The organism is Pseudomonas sp. Pseusp49 (assembly GCF_059491875.1).
In genome coordinates, this window is sequence record NZ_CP168514.1 from 5595305 (window position 1) to 5613166 (window position 17862).

Annotated in this window: 16 protein-coding genes; 8 read left to right on the top strand and 8 right to left on the bottom strand. The window is 59.8% G+C overall.

The genetic code is table 11. The features are described 5' to 3' along the window. Positions 1 to 64 precede the first annotated feature (64 nt). Positions 65 to 667 (bottom strand): peroxiredoxin, encoded by a 603-nt coding sequence (locus tag ACEN83_RS24860; protein WP_007971324.1) that lies wholly within the window; start codon positions 665 to 667, stop codon positions 65 to 67. A gap of 311 nt (positions 668 to 978) precedes the next feature. On the opposite strand from ACEN83_RS24860, the gene ACEN83_RS24865 reads away from it, so the two are divergent. Together ACEN83_RS24865 and bfr are read left to right on the top strand one after the other, a co-directional pair. Continuing rightward, complete coding sequence (locus tag ACEN83_RS24865; RefSeq protein ID WP_007971322.1) at positions 979 to 1197, top strand: bacterioferritin-associated ferredoxin; 219 nt, start codon at positions 979 to 981, stop codon at positions 1195 to 1197. A 200-nt stretch (positions 1198 to 1397) separates the two neighbouring features. Beyond that, positions 1398 to 1871, top strand: a complete 474-nt coding sequence (gene bfr, locus ACEN83_RS24870; protein WP_116581125.1) for a bacterioferritin — start codon at positions 1398 to 1400, stop codon at positions 1869 to 1871. Between the two features lie 173 nt (positions 1872 to 2044). Here bfr and grxD read toward each other — a convergent pair whose 3' ends face one another. After that, positions 2045 to 2386 (bottom strand): Grx4 family monothiol glutaredoxin, encoded by a 342-nt coding sequence (gene grxD / locus ACEN83_RS24875; RefSeq protein ID WP_007971318.1) that lies wholly within the window; start codon positions 2384 to 2386, stop codon positions 2045 to 2047. Positions 2387 to 2483: 97 nt separating this feature from the next. After that, the gene (locus ACEN83_RS24880) at positions 2484 to 4592 is read right to left on the bottom strand and encodes a molybdopterin oxidoreductase family protein (protein WP_495578692.1); all 2109 of its coding nucleotides are present in this window, start codon (positions 4590 to 4592) and stop codon (positions 2484 to 2486) included. 541 nt (positions 4593 to 5133) lie between these two features. Here ACEN83_RS24880 and argF point away from each other — a divergent pair. Further along, positions 5134 to 6054: an ornithine carbamoyltransferase gene (gene argF / locus ACEN83_RS24885; RefSeq protein WP_126050859.1), complete on the top strand. Its 921-nt coding sequence runs from the start codon at positions 5134 to 5136 to the stop codon at positions 6052 to 6054. After that, a complete protein-coding gene (locus ACEN83_RS24890; RefSeq protein WP_007971311.1) occupies positions 6051 to 7160 on the top strand; it encodes an ABC transporter ATP-binding protein in 1110 nt (369 codons plus the stop codon). Before argF ends, ACEN83_RS24890 begins: the two co-directional genes overlap by 4 nt. 145 nt (positions 7161 to 7305) lie before the next feature. Here ACEN83_RS24890 and ACEN83_RS24895 read toward each other — a convergent pair whose 3' ends face one another. Next, positions 7306 to 8088: a PhzF family phenazine biosynthesis protein gene (locus tag ACEN83_RS24895; protein WP_495578693.1), complete on the bottom strand. Its 783-nt coding sequence runs from the start codon at positions 8086 to 8088 to the stop codon at positions 7306 to 7308. A gap of 94 nt (positions 8089 to 8182) precedes the next feature. Then, positions 8183 to 8653 (bottom strand): Cys-tRNA(Pro) deacylase, encoded by a 471-nt coding sequence (gene ybaK, locus ACEN83_RS24900; protein WP_495578694.1) that lies wholly within the window; start codon positions 8651 to 8653, stop codon positions 8183 to 8185. A gap of 348 nt (positions 8654 to 9001) precedes the next feature. Between ybaK and ACEN83_RS24905 the strand changes: the two genes are divergently transcribed. From ACEN83_RS24905 to glpD, 4 genes are all read left to right on the top strand, one after another. Beyond that, on the top strand, positions 9002 to 9853 hold the full coding sequence (locus tag ACEN83_RS24905; RefSeq protein ID WP_495578695.1) for an MIP/aquaporin family protein: 852 nt from the start codon (positions 9002 to 9004) through the stop codon (positions 9851 to 9853). Between the two features lie 74 nt (positions 9854 to 9927). Beyond that, positions 9928 to 11433 (top strand): glycerol kinase GlpK, encoded by a 1506-nt coding sequence (gene glpK / locus ACEN83_RS24910; protein WP_495578696.1) that lies wholly within the window; start codon positions 9928 to 9930, stop codon positions 11431 to 11433. Positions 11434 to 11528: 95 nt separating this feature from the next. Further along, positions 11529 to 12284, top strand: coding sequence for a DeoR/GlpR family transcriptional regulator (locus tag ACEN83_RS24915; RefSeq protein WP_007971301.1), 756 nt, complete (start codon positions 11529 to 11531; stop codon positions 12282 to 12284). A 246-nt stretch (positions 12285 to 12530) separates the two neighbouring features. Next, positions 12531 to 14069 (top strand): glycerol-3-phosphate dehydrogenase, encoded by a 1539-nt coding sequence (glpD, locus tag ACEN83_RS24920; protein ID WP_495578697.1) that lies wholly within the window; start codon positions 12531 to 12533, stop codon positions 14067 to 14069. 67 nt (positions 14070 to 14136) lie between these two features. Here glpD and ACEN83_RS24925 read toward each other — a convergent pair whose 3' ends face one another. From ACEN83_RS24925 to ACEN83_RS24935, 3 genes are all read right to left on the bottom strand, one after another. Next, the gene (locus ACEN83_RS24925) at positions 14137 to 15243 is read right to left on the bottom strand and encodes an NADH:flavin oxidoreductase/NADH oxidase (protein WP_495578698.1); all 1107 of its coding nucleotides are present in this window, start codon (positions 15241 to 15243) and stop codon (positions 14137 to 14139) included. Positions 15244 to 15490: 247 nt separating this feature from the next. Beyond that, positions 15491 to 17200, bottom strand: a complete 1710-nt coding sequence (gene recJ / locus ACEN83_RS24930) for a single-stranded-DNA-specific exonuclease RecJ (RefSeq protein ID WP_495578699.1) — start codon at positions 17198 to 17200, stop codon at positions 15491 to 15493. 66 nt (positions 17201 to 17266) lie between these two features. After that, entirely contained in the window at positions 17267 to 17809 is a 543-nt protein-coding gene (locus tag ACEN83_RS24935; RefSeq protein WP_007971297.1) for a YaeQ family protein, read from the bottom strand. Positions 17810 to 17862 lie beyond the last annotated feature (53 nt).

Below are 17862 nucleotides of genomic sequence, written 5' to 3' on the forward strand. Positions count from 1 at the left end.
AGCTTATCCCGCACATAAAAAAACCGGCCTCGATGGCCGGTTTTTTTTACCTGCAGCGTGCGCCTTACAGAGCGGCAGCGTGCTCGGTCAGGTAAGCCGCAACGCCTTCTGGCGAAGCGTTCATGCCTTTGTCGCCTTTCTTCCAGTTGGCAGGGCAGACTTCGCCGTGCTCTTCGTGGAATTGCAGAGCGTCGACCAGACGCAGCAGCTCTTCCATGTTACGACCCAGCGGCAGGTCGTTGATGATCTGCGAACGGACAACGCCTTTGTCGTCGATCAGGAACGCGCCACGGAACGCCACGCCGTCAGCGGACTGAACGTCGTAGGCCTTCATGATTTCCTGCTTGATGTCGGCAGCCATGGTGTAACGGACTTCGCCGATACCGCCATTGTTGACCGGGGTGTTGCGCCAGGCGTTGTGGGTGAAGTGCGAGTCGATCGACACGGCGACCACTTCAACGTTGCGCGCCTTGAACTCAGACATGCGGTTGTCCAGAGCGATCAGCTCGGACGGGCAAACGAAGGTGAAGTCCAGCGGGTAGAAGAACACCAGGCCGTATTTGCCTTTGATCGCCGAAGACAGGGTGAAGCTGTCTACGATCTCGCCATTGCCGAGTACGGCCGGTACGGTGAAGTCAGGGGCTTGTTTGCCTACGAGTACGCTCATTGGATATCTCCTGGTGTAATAGCGTGAGAAACAGGGTTCGCATCAGCCTGCCACCCTGAGGCGACAGCCCTGTGACACGAACCCCGGTCGCAAAAGACCGGTCATCATACACCGCGTATTTGAGCTGGCTTAGCTGTTTTTTCCCGGTACGATGAAATCCCCGACGGTTTTGTATCACCGGTTTGCCGTATAGACCGTTCGTCAGCCACCCTCGCTTATGACGAAAAGTACTCTGAAACCACTTTGACAATCATTCTCGTTAACATTAAGATCCATCGCAATTGAGTCACAATCAGCGACGGTCCTTCCTTATGTATGTCTGCCTTTGCACTGGCGTCACCGACGGTCAAATCCGCGATGCGATCTATGAAGGATGCTGCAGCTACAAGGAAGTCCGTGCGGCTACCGGCGTTGCCAGTCAATGCGGAAAATGTGCCTGCCTTGCCAAGGAAGTGGTCCGCGAGACCCTGACCAAACTGCAAACGGCCCAGGCTGCAATTCCCTATCCAGCAGAATTTACAGCGGCTTAACTATCGAATTTCAAAGAACCGGACATATGTCCGGTTTTTTTATGTCTCAAAATCAACTAGTTATGCTCTAGACGCGGAACACAAACATTCTTATTCCGATTAATTTTCATTTAAGTTTCAATAACTTAGGTTTGACACTATTAAATACGCGGCTCAAACTCTCTGTTCTATTGACAGCTAATAAAGGGCAGGACCCCATCATGAAAGGCGACGTTACAGTCATCCAGCATCTCAACAAGATCCTTGCCAATGAGCTGGTCGCGATCAATCAATACTTCCTGCATGCGCGCATGTACGAAGATTGGGGCCTGAACAAGCTCGGCAAGCACGAGTACCACGAATCCATCGACGAGATGAAGCACGCGGACAAGCTGATCAAGCGGATCCTGTTCCTTGAAGGCCTGCCGAACGTCCAGGACCTTGGCAAGCTGCACATCGGCGAGCACACCAAGGAAATGCTGGAGTGCGACCTGCGTATCGAGAAAACCGGCCATGCCGACCTGAAGGTAGCCATCGCGCATTGCGAAACAGTTGGCGACTTCGGCAGTCGTGAGCTGCTTGAAGATATCCTCGAGTCCGAAGAAGAACATATCGACTGGCTGGAAACCCAATTGGGCCTGATCGACAAGATCGGTATCGAAAACTATCTGCAATCGCAGATGGGCGAAGAGTAGGAGCTGCCGCAGGCTGCGATCTTTTGATTTTGCAGGATCAAAAGATCGCCGTCGGCGACAGCCCCAACAGACACAATAAAAAGCCCCGCCCTCTTTCGAGTGGCGGGGCTTTTTTAATGCTGAAGATCAAGAGATCGCAGCCTTCGGCAGCTCCTACAGGGGAGCCGCCCGAATCAGGCTTCGGTCTTTGGAGCAGCGGCCTTGGCGGCGGCGTCCTTGATCAGGCTCTGCAGCGAACCGTCAGCAGCCATTTCAGTCATGATATCGCTACCGCCGACCAGCTCACCGGCAACCCACAGTTGCGGGAAGGTTGGCCAGTTGGCGTATTTTGGCAGGTTGGCGCGGATTTCCGGGTTCTGCAGGATGTCCACGTACGCAAACTTTTCACCACACGCCATCACGGCCTGTGCAGCTTTCGCGGAGAAGCCGCACTGCGGGGCATTTGGCGAGCCTTTCATGTAAAGCAGAATGGTGTTGTTGGCAATCTGCTCTTTAATCGTTTCGATGATATCCATGGAGCACCTCGGCTGAACTTTCCGACTCATGGGTCGGCACGGTGGCGCATTGTAACGGAAAGCCGAGCGCCCTGCTCGGTCTCTCCGTCAGACTGATTCAAGCCGCCGCCACGGTCACTGGCACGCCATTGAGCGCGGCATTTCCCGACAATTCGTCAATCCGGCATTCGTCGGTGAGGTCGTTGGCGCTGGAGCCGGGCTGGCTGCTGGCAATCGACATCTGCACGCCCGGCCGCGCGTGGCCCCAGCCGTGCGGCAGGCTGACCACGCCTTTCATCATATCAAGACTGCCCAGCACTTCGACCTCGATCACACCCACCCGCGAACTGACCCGAACGCGCTGTCCGTCACTGAGCCCGCGACTGGCCAGATCGTCCGGATGCATCAACAACTGGTGTCGTGGCTTGCCCTTCACCAACCGATGATAGTTATGCATCCATGAGTTGTTGCTGCGTACATGCCGGCGGCCAATCATCAACAACTCGTCGGCGGCCGGCGCCTTCAAGGCGGCGAAGCGCGCCAGGTCAGCGAGAATCGCCGCAGGCGCGGCCTGGATGCGTTGATTGGCAGTCTTCAGGCGCGGTGCAAGGTTAGGCTTGAGCGCACCAAGATCGACGCCATGGGGATGATCGAACAAAGTCGCCAGCGATAGCTTGTGCTCCGAGGTGTCGCCGTACATTCCCATGCGCAGGCCGCGATCGATCATTTGCGCCGGGGCGATGGTAGGTTTCAACTCTTTGCCGGTCCTGGCGGCAAACGCCTTGGCCAGCCCGACGAAGATCTCCCAGTCGTGCAATGCCCCTTCGGGCTTGGCGAGGATTGCGCGGTTGAAACGACTGACGTTACGCACCGCGAACAGGTTGAATGTGGTGTCGTAATGATCGTTTTCCAGCGCCGATGTGGACGGCAGGATCAGGTCGGCGTAGCGCGTGGTTTCATTGATGTACAGGTCGATGCTGACCATGAAATCCAGCCCGTCCAGTGCCTGCTCGAGCTGTCGGCCATTGGGCGTGGACAGCACCGGATTGCCCGCCACGGTGATCAGCGCCCGGACTTGCCCTTGTCCTTCGGTGAGCATTTCTTCGGCCAGCGCCGAGACTGGCAGCTCTCCGGCGTATTCCGGACGCCCGGAAACCCGGCTCTGCCACAAATTGAAATGCCCGCCCGAAGTCGTCGCCACCAGATCCACCGCCGGTTCAGTGCACAAGGCACCACCCACGCGATCGAGGTTGCCGGTGACCAGATTGATCAACTGCACCGCCCAGTGACAAAGTGTTCCGAAGGCCTGGGTCGAGACGCCCATGCGGCCATAACAGACAGCCGAGGGCGCCGCGGCGAAGTCTCGCGCCAATTGGCGGATCTGTTCGGCCGGCACGGCGCACAACGGACTCATGGCCTCGGCGGTGAACGGCGCGACAGCCTCCCGCACGTCCTCCAGACCGTCTACCGGCAGATGGCCGTCGCGGGTCAGGCCTTCGGCGAACAAGGTGTTGAGCAACCCGAACAACAGCGCAGCATCACCGCCCGGGCGCACGAACAGATGCTGATCGGCAATCGCCGCCGTTTCACTGCGGCGAGGGTCAACCACCACCACTTTGCCACCCCGGGCCTGTATCGCCTTCAAGCGCTTTTCCACGTCGGGCACGGTCATGATGCTGCCGTTCGAAGCCAGCGGGTTGCCGCCCAGGATCAGCATGAAATCGGTGTGATCGATGTCCGGGATCGGGAGCAGCAAACCGTGGCCGTACATCAAATGACTGGTCAGGTGATGGGGCAATTGATCGACCGACGTCGCGGAAAACCGGTTGCGGGTTTTCAGCAGGCCGAGGAAGTAATTGCTGTGGGTCATCAGCCCGTAATTGTGCACGCTCGGGTTGCCCTGATAGACCGCCACGGCGTTTTGCCCATGGCGCTCCTGAATCGCCGCCAGGCGCTCGGCCACCAGGTTGAATGCCGCGTCCCACTCGATGGGCTGCCATTCATTGCCCACCCGCTGCATCGGCTGATGCAGCCGGTCCGGATCGTTCTGGATATCTTGCAGGGCCACGGCCTTGGGGCAAATGTGGCCACGGCTGAACGCGTCCTGGGGATCGCCCTTGATCGACGTGATCTGCACGCTGCCGCCTTCGACCTCGGTGGTTTCGATGGTCAGGCCACAGATGGCTTCGCACAAATGGCACGCACGGTGATGGAGAGTCTTGGTCATGGCCAGTCTGTCTTGTCATGGGCGGGCACCGATGGCCGCGGAAACAAAACTATGGCGCCAGACCCGACGCCACGCCAGCGACGTTCGTCTTGTGAATCGAGGGTTATCAGGCCAGCCGATGGCCGCCAGAGCCCAGTTCGAAGGTAGCCTGGGCGGCGCCCTGCAACTGGATGCCCTGAAGGGTCGGCTCGCCGATCAGGGACCAATGTTCGTCGGGCCCGGCAGGGATGAATGACAGGTCAGAAACCGACTGTCAGCGCACCATTGCCGCCCCGCCTGATTGCCAAGCCCCGAGAGGCCGGTGTACAAATGAACCGCTGCTTTCAGGAAACAGGCTTCAAAAGCGCTACCTCGGTGAATCCGTAGCACCTCTGAAACTCCCTAAAAACTGTAGCCCTATTGGTAAGACGCGACATTTAATTATAAGATCGCGCCTTCCCCTATTTCGTCGCCCCGTGCGGCTTACGCCGCAGGTCTCGCCCGTTGTTCCGTCAAACAAGGCTTTGAGCATCTGCGGTTTGTAGCAAAAAGGTAGTCAATGATGAGCGCAAGGCACTTTCTCTCCCTGATGGATTGCACGCCCGAAGAGCTGGTCAGCGTGATCCGTCGAGGCGTTGAGCTCAAGGACCTGCGTAACCGCGGCGTACTGTTCGAGCCTCTGAAAAACCGCGTCCTGGGGATGATTTTCGAGAAATCCTCGACCCGCACCCGGATCTCCTTCGAGGCCGGCATGATCCAGCTCGGCGGCCAGGCGATCTTCCTGTCGCCACGTGATACCCAACTGGGCCGTGGCGAACCGATCGGCGACTGTGCCATCGTCATGTCGAGCATGCTCGACGCGGTGATGATCCGTACCTTTGCCCACAGCAACCTGACCGAATTCGCCGCCAACTCCCGCGTACCGGTGATCAACGGCCTGTCCGATGACCTGCACCCGTGCCAGTTGCTGGCCGACATGCAGACCTTCCTCGAACACCGCGGCTCGATCCAGGGCAAGACCGTGGCCTGGATCGGCGATGGCAACAACATGTGCAACAGCTATATAGAAGCGGCGATCCAGTTCGACTTCCAGTTGCGCGTTGCCTGCCCGGAAGGCTACGAGCCCAACCCGGTGTTCCTGGCCAAGGCCGGCGATCGGGTCTCCATCGTTCGCGACCCGAAAGACGCCGTGCGCGGTGCACACCTGGTGAGCACCGACGTCTGGACCTCCATGGGCCAGGAAGAGGAAACCGCCAAGCGCCTGGAGCTGTTCGCACCGTACCAGGTCAATCGCGCCCTGCTCGACCTGGCCGCTGACGACGTGCTGTTCATGCACTGCCTGCCGGCGCACCGTGGCGAGGAAATCAGCGTCGACCTGCTCGACGACAAACGCTCGGTGGCCTGGGATCAAGCCGAAAACCGTCTGCATGCGCAAAAAGCCCTGCTCGAATTCCTCGTCGAACCGGCGTATCACCACGCATGAGCCAGCCATTACTGCTTAACCTGCGCAACCTCGCCTGCGGCTATCAAGACCAACGCGTGGTGCAGAACCTGAACCTGCATTTGAACGCCGGTGACATCGGTTGCCTGCTGGGCTCTTCCGGCTGCGGCAAAACCACCACTCTGCGGGCGATTGCCGGTTTCGAACCGGTACACGAAGGCGAAATCCAGCTGGCCGGCGAGACCATCTCCAGCGCCGGCTTCACCCTCGCCCCGGAGAAACGCCGCATCGGCATGGTGTTCCAGGACTACGCGCTGTTCCCGCACTTGAGCGTGGCCGACAACATCGCCTTCGGCATTCGCAAGCATCCGCAAAAGGATCGCGTGACCGAAGAGCTGCTGGAACTGGTCAACCTCAAGAACCTCGGCAAGCGTTTCCCCCACGAGCTTTCCGGTGGGCAGCAGCAACGTGTCGCCCTGGCCCGCGCACTGGCGCCGGAACCGCAACTGCTGTTGCTCGACGAGCCGTTCTCCAACCTCGATGGCGAATTGCGCCGCAAGCTCAGCCATGAAGTACGTGACATCCTCAAGGCCCGTGGCACCAGCGCGATTCTGGTGACACACGACCAGGAAGAAGCCTTCGCGGTCAGCGACCACGTTGGCGTGTTCAAGGAAGGTCGACTGGAACAGTGGGATACGCCCTACAACCTGTATCACGAACCACTGACGCCCTTTGTCGCCAGCTTCATCGGCCAGGGCTATTTCATTCGCGGTCAGTTGAGCAGCCCGGAGTCGGTACAAACCGAGCTGGGTGAATTGCGCGGCAACCGGGCCTACACCTGGCCGGTAGGCGGCGCCGTGGACGTGCTGCTGCGTCCGGACGATATCGTCTATGCGCCGGACAGCGCACTGAAGGCGCGAATCGCCGGCAAGACGTTCCTCGGTGCATCCACCCTATATCGCTTGCAGCTGCCGACAGGCGCGCAGTTGGAATCGATCTTCCCGAGCCATGTCGATCGTCAGGTCGGGGCGGATGTGGGCATTCGTGTCGCGGCTGAACACCTGGTGTTGTTCCAGGCGTCCGGCAGCACGGCTGCGCAGATTCCCGCCGTTGAATCGGGTGTCCGGCGCTACAGCACGGCCAACTGACAAACATGGATCAAATGTGGGAGCGGGCTTGCTCCGGGCGGCGTTCCGACGAAGGCGGAGTGTCAGTCGATGATGATGTTAACTGACAGTCCGCCTTCGTCGGAACGCCGCCCGGAGCAAGCCCGCTCCCACAATTGGATTTGAGTTAGCCCAGCATCAGCGTACCACTGGCAACCAGCGTCGCATCCCCGCCGATCTTCACCCGCTCGCCTTCCAGTCGACAGAACAACTCCCCGCCTCGCGTCGAACGCTGACAGGCCGTCAGGTTCGACTTGTCCAATCGCTTCGACCAATACGGAATCAGAAGGCAATGGGTCGATCCGGTCACCGGGTCTTCATTGATGCCGATCGCCGGGGCGAAGTACCGGGACACGAAATCGTGCTGCTCGCCCCGCGCCGTCACGATAGCACCCAACCATGGCAGTTTCGCCAGGGCCACCATGTCCGGCTTGCAGTCGAGCACGGCTTGTTCCGACTCCAGCACCACGAACAGCTCATTCGAAGCCAGTACCTCGACAGCCTTCACGCCCAGTGCACGCTCGATGTCCGAGGTTACGCTCACCGGCGACGCAGTGATCGACGGGAAATCCAGCCACAGTCGTCCATCCTCACGGGTCACGCTCAACGGGCCGGATTTGCAGATAAAGTCCAGGCGCTCGACCGGCTCTTTATAGACCTCAAACAACACATGGGCACTGGCCAGTGTCGCGTGACCGCACAACGGTACCTCGGTGGTCGGTGTAAACCAGCGGATGTGCCAGCCCTGCCCTTCGCGCACGACAAACGCCGTTTCGGCGAGGTTGTGCTCGGCGGCAATCCTCTGCATCAATTCATCGGCGAGCCAGGTATCGAGCCGATAGACCATCGCCGGGTTGCCGCTGAATGGTTGATTGCTGAACGCGTCGACCTGATGAAACTCCAACTGCATAACCTTCTCCCTTTGTCAGATCGCCGAGCATGCAGCGTCGACCTAACCGGCACCAGTGACAGAACCGGCTGATTTTCACCATACAGCGCTGCGCTCACGCACGGCCGATATCGGCAAACTTCGCCTGGGTGTGTTCGGCCAGCACGGCCGGCGCCAGTTCGACTTCCAGTCCACGCCGGCCAGCACTGACAAAAATGCTGGCGAAGGGCTGGGCCGAGTTATCAATGAAGGTACGCAAACGCTTTTTCTGCCCCAGCGGGCTGATCCCGCCCAACAGATAACCCGTAGAGCGCTGTGCTGATGCCGGATCGGCCATTTCGACCTTCTTCACGCCAGCGGCTTGGGCCAGCCCTTTCAAGTCCAGGCTACCGACAACCGGCACCACAGCCACCAGCAACTCACCTTTCTCGCTGGCCGCCAGTAAAGTCTTGAACACCTGCGCCGGGTCGAGCCCGAGTTTTTCCGCGGCCTCCAGACCATAGGAAGCGGCCTTCGGGTCATGTTCGTAACTGTGTACGCGATGTTCGGCCCGAACCTTTTTCAATAAATCCAATGCGGGGGTCATGGCAGCTCCAGACTGGGCGGCAGAAGAAAATACTGCGCCGGATTCTAGGACATTGATCGTCAAAAGGCTCTACGGCGGCGCATTCATAACGCCATTGCCTGGCCATCCCATTGCGCAATGACTCATTCATTCAAGCAACGAATAGTTTTTTTGTGACTGACGGTTCACTTTCGACCTTTGACAGCAGCGTTTCTTGTCTATATTTTTTCGTTTCTGAAACTGCACGAAACGTCCTACCGCTGTACCCGGCAGTAAACCGCGACCAGGATGGGGATCCTGCCTCGGTGAAAAACGCGCGTTGACCATGAAGGCAAGAACGCGCCAGACAACAAAAAAAATGAGGTTTCAATGACTACTGCTTTACAACAACCGTCGCTCTCGAGCCAATGCATGGCCGAGTTTCTGGGTACGGCGCTGCTGATCTTTTTTGGTACCGGTTGTGTTGCCGCGCTCAAGGTCGCGGGTGCCAGTTTTGGTTTGTGGGAAATCAGCATTATCTGGGGCGTCGGCGTCAGCATGGCGATCTACCTCACCGCCGGGGTTTCCGGGGCTCATCTGAACCCTGCCGTCAGCATTGCCCTGAGCATTTTTGCGGACTTCGAAAAGCGCAAACTGCCTTTCTACGTACTCGCCCAAGTGGCAGGCGCCTTTTGTGGCGCGTTGTTGGTTTACACGCTCTACAGCAATCTATTCTTCGAATTCGAACAAACGCAGCACATGGTTCGTGGCACGCAAGCCAGCCTTGAATTGGCCTCCGTGTTCTCCACCTTCCCGAATCCTGCGCTGACCACCGCCCAGGCATTTCTGGTGGAGGTGATCATTACGGCCATCCTGATGGGCGTAATCATGTCCCTGACCGACGACAACAATGGCCTGCCAAAAGGCCCGTTGGCACCGCTGCTGATCGGCCTGTTGATCGCGGTGATCGGTAGCTCGATGGGACCGCTGACCGGTTTTGCCATGAACCCTGCGCGGGACTTCGGCCCTAAACTGATGACTTTCTTCGCTGGCTGGGGTGAAATTTCCTTCACTGGCGGACGCGATATTCCGTACTTCCTGATTCCTGTTTTTGCGCCGATTGTCGGTGCCTGCCTCGGCGCCGTCGCCTATCGCGGGCTGATTGCCCGCCATCTGCCCGGCGCCGTACCTGCTACAAAGGATGAGCGACCTGCCATTGACGGCAAACCCAGAACGTCCTGATACCGTTGGCGCGTGCCCCTGCCCTTTGATCACGCGCCAGACCTCACTCCCTTTTTTCGTCCAAGGCAATCGACATGACCGACACACAGAATAAGAACTACATCATTGCCCTCGATCAGGGTACGACCAGCTCCCGCGCGATCATTTTCGACCGCGACGCGAACGTGGTCTGCACCGCCCAACGGGAGTTCGCCCAGCATTACCCGCAAGCCGGTTGGGTCGAGCATGACCCGATGGAGATCTTCGCCACCCAAAGCGCCGTGATGGTCGAGGCCCTGGCACAAGCCGGCCTGCACCACGACCAGGTAGCGGCCATCGGCATCACCAACCAGCGCGAAACCACCGTGGTCTGGGACAAGAACACCGGTCGCCCGATCTACAACGCCGTCGTCTGGCAGTGCCGACGCAGCACCGAGATCTGCCAGCAGCTCAAGCGCGACGGCCACGAGCAATACATCAGCGACACCACCGGCCTGGTCACCGACCCCTACTTCTCCGGCACCAAGCTCAAGTGGATTCTCGATAACGTCGAAGGCAGCCGCGAACGTGCGCGCAACGGCGAACTGCTGTTCGGCACCGTCGACAGCTGGCTGATCTGGAAATTTACCGGCGGCAAGGTGCACGTCACCGACTACACCAACGCCTCGCGCACCATGCTCTTCAACATCCACACCCTGGAGTGGGACGCGAAGATGCTGGAGGTGCTGGATATCCCACGCGAAATGCTCCCGGAAGTTAAATCGTCCTCGGAAATCTACGGCCACACCAAAAGCGGCATCGCCATCGGCGGTATCGCCGGTGACCAGCAGGCCGCCCTGTTCGGCCAGATGTGCGTCGAACCAGGCCAGGCGAAAAACACCTACGGCACCGGCTGCTTCCTGCTGATGAACACCGGTGACAAAGCGGTGAAATCCAAGCATGGCATGCTGACCACCATCGCTTGCGGCCCTCGCGGCGAAGTGGCTTATGCACTGGAAGGTGCAGTGTTCAACGGCGGCTCCACCGTGCAGTGGCTGCGTGACGAGCTGAAGATCATCAACGACGCCCACGACACCGAATACTTCGCCAACAAGGTCAAGGACAGCAACGGCGTGTACCTGGTGCCGGCCTTCACCGGTCTGGGCGCACCGTACTGGGACCCGTACGCCCGAGGCGCATTGTTCGGCCTGACCCGCGGCGTTCGCGTGGACCACATCATTCGTGCCGCGCTGGAGTCGATTGCCTACCAGACCCGCGACGTGCTGGACGCCATGCAGCAGGACTCCGGAGAGCGTCTGAAAGCGCTGCGCGTGGACGGCGGCGCGGTGGCCAACAACTTCCTCATGCAATTCCAGGCCGACATCCTCGGCACGCAGGTCGAGCGCCCGCAAATGCGCGAAACCACAGCACTCGGCGCCGCTTACCTGGCAGGCCTGGCCTGTGGCTTCTGGGGCAGCCTGGAAGAGTTGCGTGGCAAGGCCGTGATCGAGCGCCGGTTCGAGCCGACGCTGGATGAAGCGGCGAAGGAAAAACTCTACGCCGGGTGGAAAAAAGCCGTCAGCCGTACCCGCGATTGGGCGGTTGAAGACGAGGCTGAATAAGCCGGGATACGGGCTCGTATCTGCATGTAACTGGTAGGGAGTGGATTCCTGCGGCATCATGGGCAAATTTTGCACGGCAGCCCAAAGGACGCCCCATGAATCTGCCTCCCCGTCAGCAGCAAATCCTCGAGCTGGTTCGCGAACGCGGCTATGTCAGCATCGAGGAAATGGCCACGTTGTTCGTCGTTACACCGCAGACCATCCGCCGCGACATCAATCAGCTCGCGGAAGCCAACCTGTTGCGTCGCTACCACGGTGGCGCCGCCTATGACTCCAGTGTCGAAAACACCGCCTACGCCATGCGCGCCGATCAGATGCGCGATGAAAAACAGCGTATCGGCGAAGCCATCGCCGCGCAGATTCCCGACCATGCCTCGTTGTTCATCAACATCGGCACCACCACCGAATCCATCGCCCGGGCGCTGCTCAACCACAGCCACCTGAAGATCATCACCAACAACCTGCATGTGGCCTCCATGCTCAGCGCCAAGGACGACTTCGACGTGCTGCTGACCGGTGGCAACGTGCGGCGCGACGGCGGCGTGGTCGGTCAGGCCAGTGTCGACTTCATCAACCAGTTCAAGGTCGATTTTGCCTTGGTCGGCATCAGTGGTATCGATGAGGACGGCAGCCTGCTGGACTTCGATTATCAGGAAGTGCGGGTATCCCAGGCGATCATCGCCAATGCCCGACAAGTGATACTCGCGGCCGACTCCAGCAAATTCGGGCGCAATGCCATGATTCGCCTGGGACCGATCAGCCTGGTCGATTGCCTGGTCACCGATCAGCAGCCTTCCCCGGCGCTGGCGCAACTGTTGAACCAGCACAAGGTTCGATTGGAAGTCGTTTAAGCCCTTTCGGCCTTAAAAGATCGCAGCCTTCGGCAGCTCCTACAGATGCACTCAATTCTGTAGGAGCTGCCGAAGGCTGCGATCTTTTGCTTTTATGTTCGTAAATTTTCCTTTAACGGCCCTTCGATGAGTATTTTCAATCGAAGTCGACTGGCTGCGCGCCTCTTTATGGGCTAGTATTTTCGCAAATGAACATTAATGTTCGAATTCAAATACAGAACATCAAAGAATTCCGAGGCCTTGCCGATGCCCACTTCCACCTTGCCTACGCCCCCTCTCGCCGAGGTCTACGATATCGCCGTCATCGGTGGCGGGATCAATGGCGTGGGGATCGCAGCAGATGCCGCCGGTCGCGGTCTTTCGGTGTTCCTTTGCGAAAAGGATGATCTGGCCAGCCATACTTCGTCGGCCAGCAGCAAGTTGATCCACGGCGGCCTGCGCTACCTCGAACATTACGAATTTCGCCTGGTGCGTGAAGCCCTGGCCGAGCGTGAAGTGCTGTTGGCCAAGGCACCGCACATCGTCAAGCAAATGCGCTTCGTGTTGCCACACCGCCCGCATCTGCGTCCGGCATGGATGATCCGCGCCGGGCTGTTCCTCTATGACAACCTGGGCAAGCGCGAGCAACTCCAGGGCTCGAAAAGCCTGAAGTTCGGCCCCGACAGCGCGCTGAAAAGCGAGATCACCAAAGGTTTCGAATACTCCGATTGCTGGGTCGACGATGCGCGCCTGGTGGTGTTGAACGCCATGGCCGCCCGGGAACAAGGCGCCCACGTTCACACTCAAACCCGCTGCGTCAGCGCACGCCGAACCAAGGGCCTGTGGCACCTGCATCTGGAACGTAGCGATGGCAGCCTGTTTTCGATTCGCGCCAAGGCATTGGTCAATGCGGCCGGGCCATGGGTCGCCAAGTTCATTCGCGACGACCTGAAGATGGAATCGCCTTACGGCATCCGCCTGATCCAGGGCAGCCACCTGATCGTGCCGAAGCTGTATGACGGCGAACACGCGCACATCCTGCAAAACGAAGATCAGCGCATCGTGTTCACCATTCCGTACTTGAACCACTTCACCCTGATCGGCACTACGGACCGCGAGTACACCGGCGATCCGGCTGCCGTTGCAATCACCGACGGCGAAACCGACTACTTGTTGAACGTGGTCAACGCCCATTTCAAAAAGCAGATCAGCCGCGACGACATCCTGCACAGCTATTCCGGTGTGCGTCCGCTGTGCAACGACGAATCCGACAACCCATCGGCCGTGACCCGCGATTACACCCTGGCGCTGTCGGGCAGTGGCGAGGAAGCCCCATTGCTGTCGGTGTTCGGCGGCAAGCTCACCACCTATCGCAAACTGGCCGAGTCGGCGCTGGCGCAACTGGCACCGTACTTCAAGCACATCAAGCCGAGCTGGACCGCCAGCGCCCCGCTGCCGGGCGGTGAAGACATGACCACCCCGCAAGCCTTGAGCTCGCGTATCCGCGACCAGTTCGACTGGGTACCGAGCGAGATCGCGCGCCGCTGGGCCACCACCTACGGCAGCCGTACCTGGCGCATGCTTGAAGGTGTACAAGACCTCAGCGACATGGGCGAGCATATCGGCGGCGGCCTCTACACCCGTGAAGTCGACTACCTGTGCAGCGAGGAGTGGGCCACCAGCGCCCAAGACATCCTCTGGCGTCGCAGCAAGCTCGGCTTGTTCACGACAGTAGCCGAGCAGGACAAGCTCAAGGACTACCTGAACCAGGTCGAGCAGAACCGCAGCAAGATCGAAGCGGCCTGATCGGTCACCGGCATAAACAAAAGCCCCTGGATCTCGCGATTCAGGGGCTTTTTCGTATCGATGGATTTCAGTCGCGCAAATCCGATTCGTGAATCGGCTGCTCACGGTGAGTCGCCCGCTGATACTGCGCCGGCCACACGGCCTTGTGCCCGCCCAGGTCATCATCGGCATGCAGCGCCCAGTAGGGATCGCGCAACAATTCACGGGCCAGGAAGATGATATCCGCCTGGCAGGTGCGCAGGATGTGCTCGGCCTGGGCCGGCTCGGTGATCATGCCGACCGTGCCGGTGGCCATGCCCGACTCCTTGCGCACACGTTCGGCGAAGCGGGTCTGGTAACCGGGGCCTGTAGGAATTTCGGCATTCACCGCCGTTCCGCCCGACGAGACGTCGATCAGGTCCACGCCCAAGGCTTTGAGGCGACGCGCCAGTTCCACGGTTTCATCGGGGTTCCAGCCGTCTTCGACCCAGTCGGTGGCCGATACCCGGACAAACACCGGCAACTCTTCAGGCCAGACCGCACGTATCGCTTCGGTGACTTGCAGCACCAGCCGAATGCGATTTTCGAACGAACCACCATATTGATCGCGACGCTGATTGCTCAACGGCGACAGGAACTGATGCAGCAGGTAGCCATGGGCGGCGTGCACTTCGACCACCTTGAAACCGGCCGTCAGCGAGCGCTTTGCCGCATCGACAAAGGCCTGGATCACTTGGGCGATCTCGCCTTCATCCAGTTGTCTGGGTTGGGTGTGCTGTGGGTCGAACGCAATCGGTGAAGGCCCGACCGGCACCCAGCCGCCCTCGTCGGGTTTGACGCTGCCGTGCTTGCCAAGCCATGGCCGATAGGTACTGGCCTTGCGCCCGGCATGGGCCAGTTGAATGCCGGCAACGCCACCCTGGGCGTTGATGAAACGGGTGATGCGTTGCAGGGGTTCGATCTGCTCGTCATTCCACAGACCGAGGTCCTGAGCCGTGATACGTCCGTCGGCGGTGACCGCCGTGGCTTCGGTAAACACCAGCCCGGCCCCGCCGACTGCGCGGCTGCCGAGGTGGACCAGGTGCCAGTCATTGGCCAGGCCGTCGGCGCTGGAATACTGGCACATCGGCGATACCGCGATGCGGTTGGGCAGGGTCAATTGGCGAAGGGTAAAGGGTTCAAGCAGCAGACTCATGGGGCACCTCTCGAATCAGTGGGCAGGCTCCAGGTTCTGTTTGAATAGTCGACGAGTGACAGGAAAAAGGTACAACACCCGCCCCCGCGGGCAAAAAATTCGACAAGACGTCACAAGACCAAAATCAAGCAGTGATTAGAGCCTAGTCGACAATGGCGAAAAGATCGCAGCCTTCGGCAGCTCCTCCATGGATCGACATACCCCTGTAGGAGCTGCCGAAGGCTGCGATCTTTTGATCTTAAATGTCTTATCGCGGTTCGATATGGGCAATCATCAGTTGAACCGTCTCGTTGCCACGAAACTCGTTGAGGTCGAGCTTGTAGGCCAGTTCCACCCACTTGATGGTCGGATTCGGCCAGATGTCGCGGTCGATCCCGAAGGCAATGCCGTCGAGCTTCACCGAACCACATTCACTTTTCAGCACCACTTTGAGGTGCCGTTCGCCCACCACGCGCTGCTCGACCAACTGGAACACCCCATGAAACAACGGTTCCGGGAAGTGCTGCCCCCAAGGGCCGGCATGCCGCAGGGCGCGGGCCAGTTCCAGGTGAAACTCCTCCACTGCCAGGGTGCCGTCCGACAACAAGCGGCCAGTCAGGTCTTCTTCGCGCAGTTGGCGGCGCACTTCAGCGTCAAAGGCCTCGGCGAACAAGGGAAAATTCGCTTCCGGCAGCGTCAGGCCGGCCGCCATTGCGTGGCCACCATACTTGGTAATCAGATTCGGATGCTGCGCCGCCACCACGCTCAGGGCGTCGCGGATGTGAAAGCCCTGGACCGAACGCCCAGACCCCTTGAGCAGGCCGTCACCGGCATCGGCAAAGGCGATGGTCGGGCGGAAATAACGCTCTTTCATCCGTGACGCGAGGATGCCGATGACGCCCTGATGCCACTCGGGATCGAACAGGCACAAGCCGAACGGCATCGACTCCACCGGCAGATCCTTGAGCTGGGCCAGCGCTTCGCGCTGCATGCCCTGCTCGATGGACTTGCGATCCTGGTTCATGCCGTCCAGTTGAGCCGCCATCTCACGGGCCAGGGCTGCGTCTTCGGTCAACAGGCATTCGATGCCCAGGCTCATGTCATCCAGGCGCCCTGCGGCGTTCAGGCGTGGACCGACGATGAAACCCAGGTCGGTGGAGGTGATGCGCGCATGGTCACGCTTGGCCACCTCGAGGATCGCCTTGACTCCCGGTCGGGCACGTCCGGCGCGAATCCGCTCGAGGCCCTGATGCACCAGAATCCGGTTGTTGGCATCCAGCGGCACCACGTCGGCCACGCTGCCCAAGGCCACCAGATCGAGCAGTTCGCCGATATTCGGCTGCGGCTTGCTGGCGTACCAGCCGAGCTCGCGCAATCGCGCACGCAGGGCCATCAACACATAGAAAATCACCCCGACACCGGCCAGGGCCTTGCTCGGGAACGCGCAACCTGGCTGGTTCGGATTGACGATGGCGTCGGCCAACGGCAGTTCGTCGCCGGGCAAGTGGTGGTCGGTGACGAGTACCTTGAGCCCGGCCTTTTTCGCCGCTGCCACGCCTTCGACGCTGGAGATGCCGTTGTCCACGGTAATCAGCAAATGCGGCTGGCGCTCCAGCGCGACCGCGACGATTTCCGGGGTGAGGCCGTAGCCGTAGTCGAAACGGTTCGGCACCAGATAATCGACATGCGCCGCCCCCAGCAAACGCAGACCCAGCGTGCCCACGGTGCTGGCCGTTGCGCCGTCGGCATCAAAGTCGCCGACGATCAGGATGCGCTGGCGCTGTTCGAGCGCCGTCACCAATAAATCCACGGCGGCATCAATGCCCTTGAGCTGCTGAAACGGAATCAGCCGCGCCAGGCTCTTGTCCAGTTCCGCCTCGGATTGCACGCCCCGCGCCGCATACAGGCGGGTTAGCAGTGGCGGAATATCACCGAGGAATGGCAGGGTGTCGGGCAGCAGGCGAGGTTCGATGCGCATGGGGTGAAAGATGCTTCTCTTCAATACGTAGGATAAAACCGGGTGACGCGCTGAAGCGGCGAGAAATCAGCCGCGCTCACCGGCCAGCCACTGCAACTGAACTTCGTGCTGACCACGGTCGTCGGTGACGAAGATCGTCCCTTCGCTGATCATCACGTCCCACTTGATGACGCGTGGCATGTCTTTGGCCAGGGTCTCCAGGACTTCCTGAGGCACGGCAGCGATATTGACGTTTTTCAGGTTTTTCACCGCAGGCACCACTTTGCCTTCCCACACCCGCAGGCTGCCGTAGGCCAGCAGGCTGGTGCGCTCGGTGCGGCGCGAGCACCAGGTCAGGCGCTCGGCATCCGGCTGGCCGACTTCGATCCAGTGCAGGACGCGGTCATCCAGGCTTTTTTCCCACAAGGCCGGTTCATCCACTTCCGACAGGCCACGGCCGAACGACAGCTGTTCGTTGTACCAGAGGGCGTAGGCCAGCAGGCGCACAGTCATGCGTTCTTCGGTTTCCGAAGGGTGACGGGCGATGGTCTGCTTCACGCTCTCATAGACGCTGCGGTCGAGGTCGGTGAGGTTCAGTTCAAACTTGTAGGTCGTGGACGGCTGGGCCATGAACGGGCTTCTTGATACGAGGAAAGGCGGCAAGTCTAACCGATGCGACGGGC

Excerpts from the sequence above, each read along its gene's own strand:
- ACEN83_RS24935 (WP_007971297.1), bottom strand. The coding sequence starts at position 17,809 with ATGGCCCAGCCGTCCACGACCTACAAGTTTGAACTGAACCTCACCGAC.
- ACEN83_RS24915 (WP_007971301.1), top strand. The coding sequence starts at position 11,529 with ATGAATCTGCCTCCCCGTCAGCAGCAAATCCTCGAGCTGGTTCGCGAA.
- ACEN83_RS24890 (WP_007971311.1), top strand. The coding sequence starts at position 6,051 with ATGAGCCAGCCATTACTGCTTAACCTGCGCAACCTCGCCTGCGGCTAT.
- ACEN83_RS24905 (WP_495578695.1), top strand. The coding sequence starts at position 9,002 with ATGACTACTGCTTTACAACAACCGTCGCTCTCGAGCCAATGCATGGCC.
- ACEN83_RS24880 (WP_495578692.1), bottom strand. The coding sequence starts at position 4,592 with ATGACCAAGACTCTCCATCACCGTGCGTGCCATTTGTGCGAAGCCATC.
- ACEN83_RS24860 (WP_007971324.1), bottom strand. The coding sequence starts at position 667 with ATGAGCGTACTCGTAGGCAAACAAGCCCCTGACTTCACCGTACCGGCC.
- glpK (WP_495578696.1), top strand. The coding sequence starts at position 9,928 with ATGACCGACACACAGAATAAGAACTACATCATTGCCCTCGATCAGGGT.
- ACEN83_RS24895 (WP_495578693.1), bottom strand. The coding sequence starts at position 8,088 with ATGCAGTTGGAGTTTCATCAGGTCGACGCGTTCAGCAATCAACCATTC.
- ACEN83_RS24925 (WP_495578698.1), bottom strand. The coding sequence starts at position 15,243 with ATGAGTCTGCTGCTTGAACCCTTTACCCTTCGCCAATTGACCCTGCCC.
- glpD (WP_495578697.1), top strand. The coding sequence starts at position 12,531 with ATGCCCACTTCCACCTTGCCTACGCCCCCTCTCGCCGAGGTCTACGAT.
- grxD (WP_007971318.1), bottom strand. The coding sequence starts at position 2,386 with ATGGATATCATCGAAACGATTAAAGAGCAGATTGCCAACAACACCATT.
- bfr (WP_116581125.1), top strand. The coding sequence starts at position 1,398 with ATGAAAGGCGACGTTACAGTCATCCAGCATCTCAACAAGATCCTTGCC.
- argF (WP_126050859.1), top strand. The coding sequence starts at position 5,134 with ATGAGCGCAAGGCACTTTCTCTCCCTGATGGATTGCACGCCCGAAGAG.
- recJ (WP_495578699.1), bottom strand. The coding sequence starts at position 17,200 with ATGCGCATCGAACCTCGCCTGCTGCCCGACACCCTGCCATTCCTCGGT.
- ybaK (WP_495578694.1), bottom strand. The coding sequence starts at position 8,653 with ATGACCCCCGCATTGGATTTATTGAAAAAGGTTCGGGCCGAACATCGC.
- ACEN83_RS24865 (WP_007971322.1), top strand. The coding sequence starts at position 979 with ATGTATGTCTGCCTTTGCACTGGCGTCACCGACGGTCAAATCCGCGAT.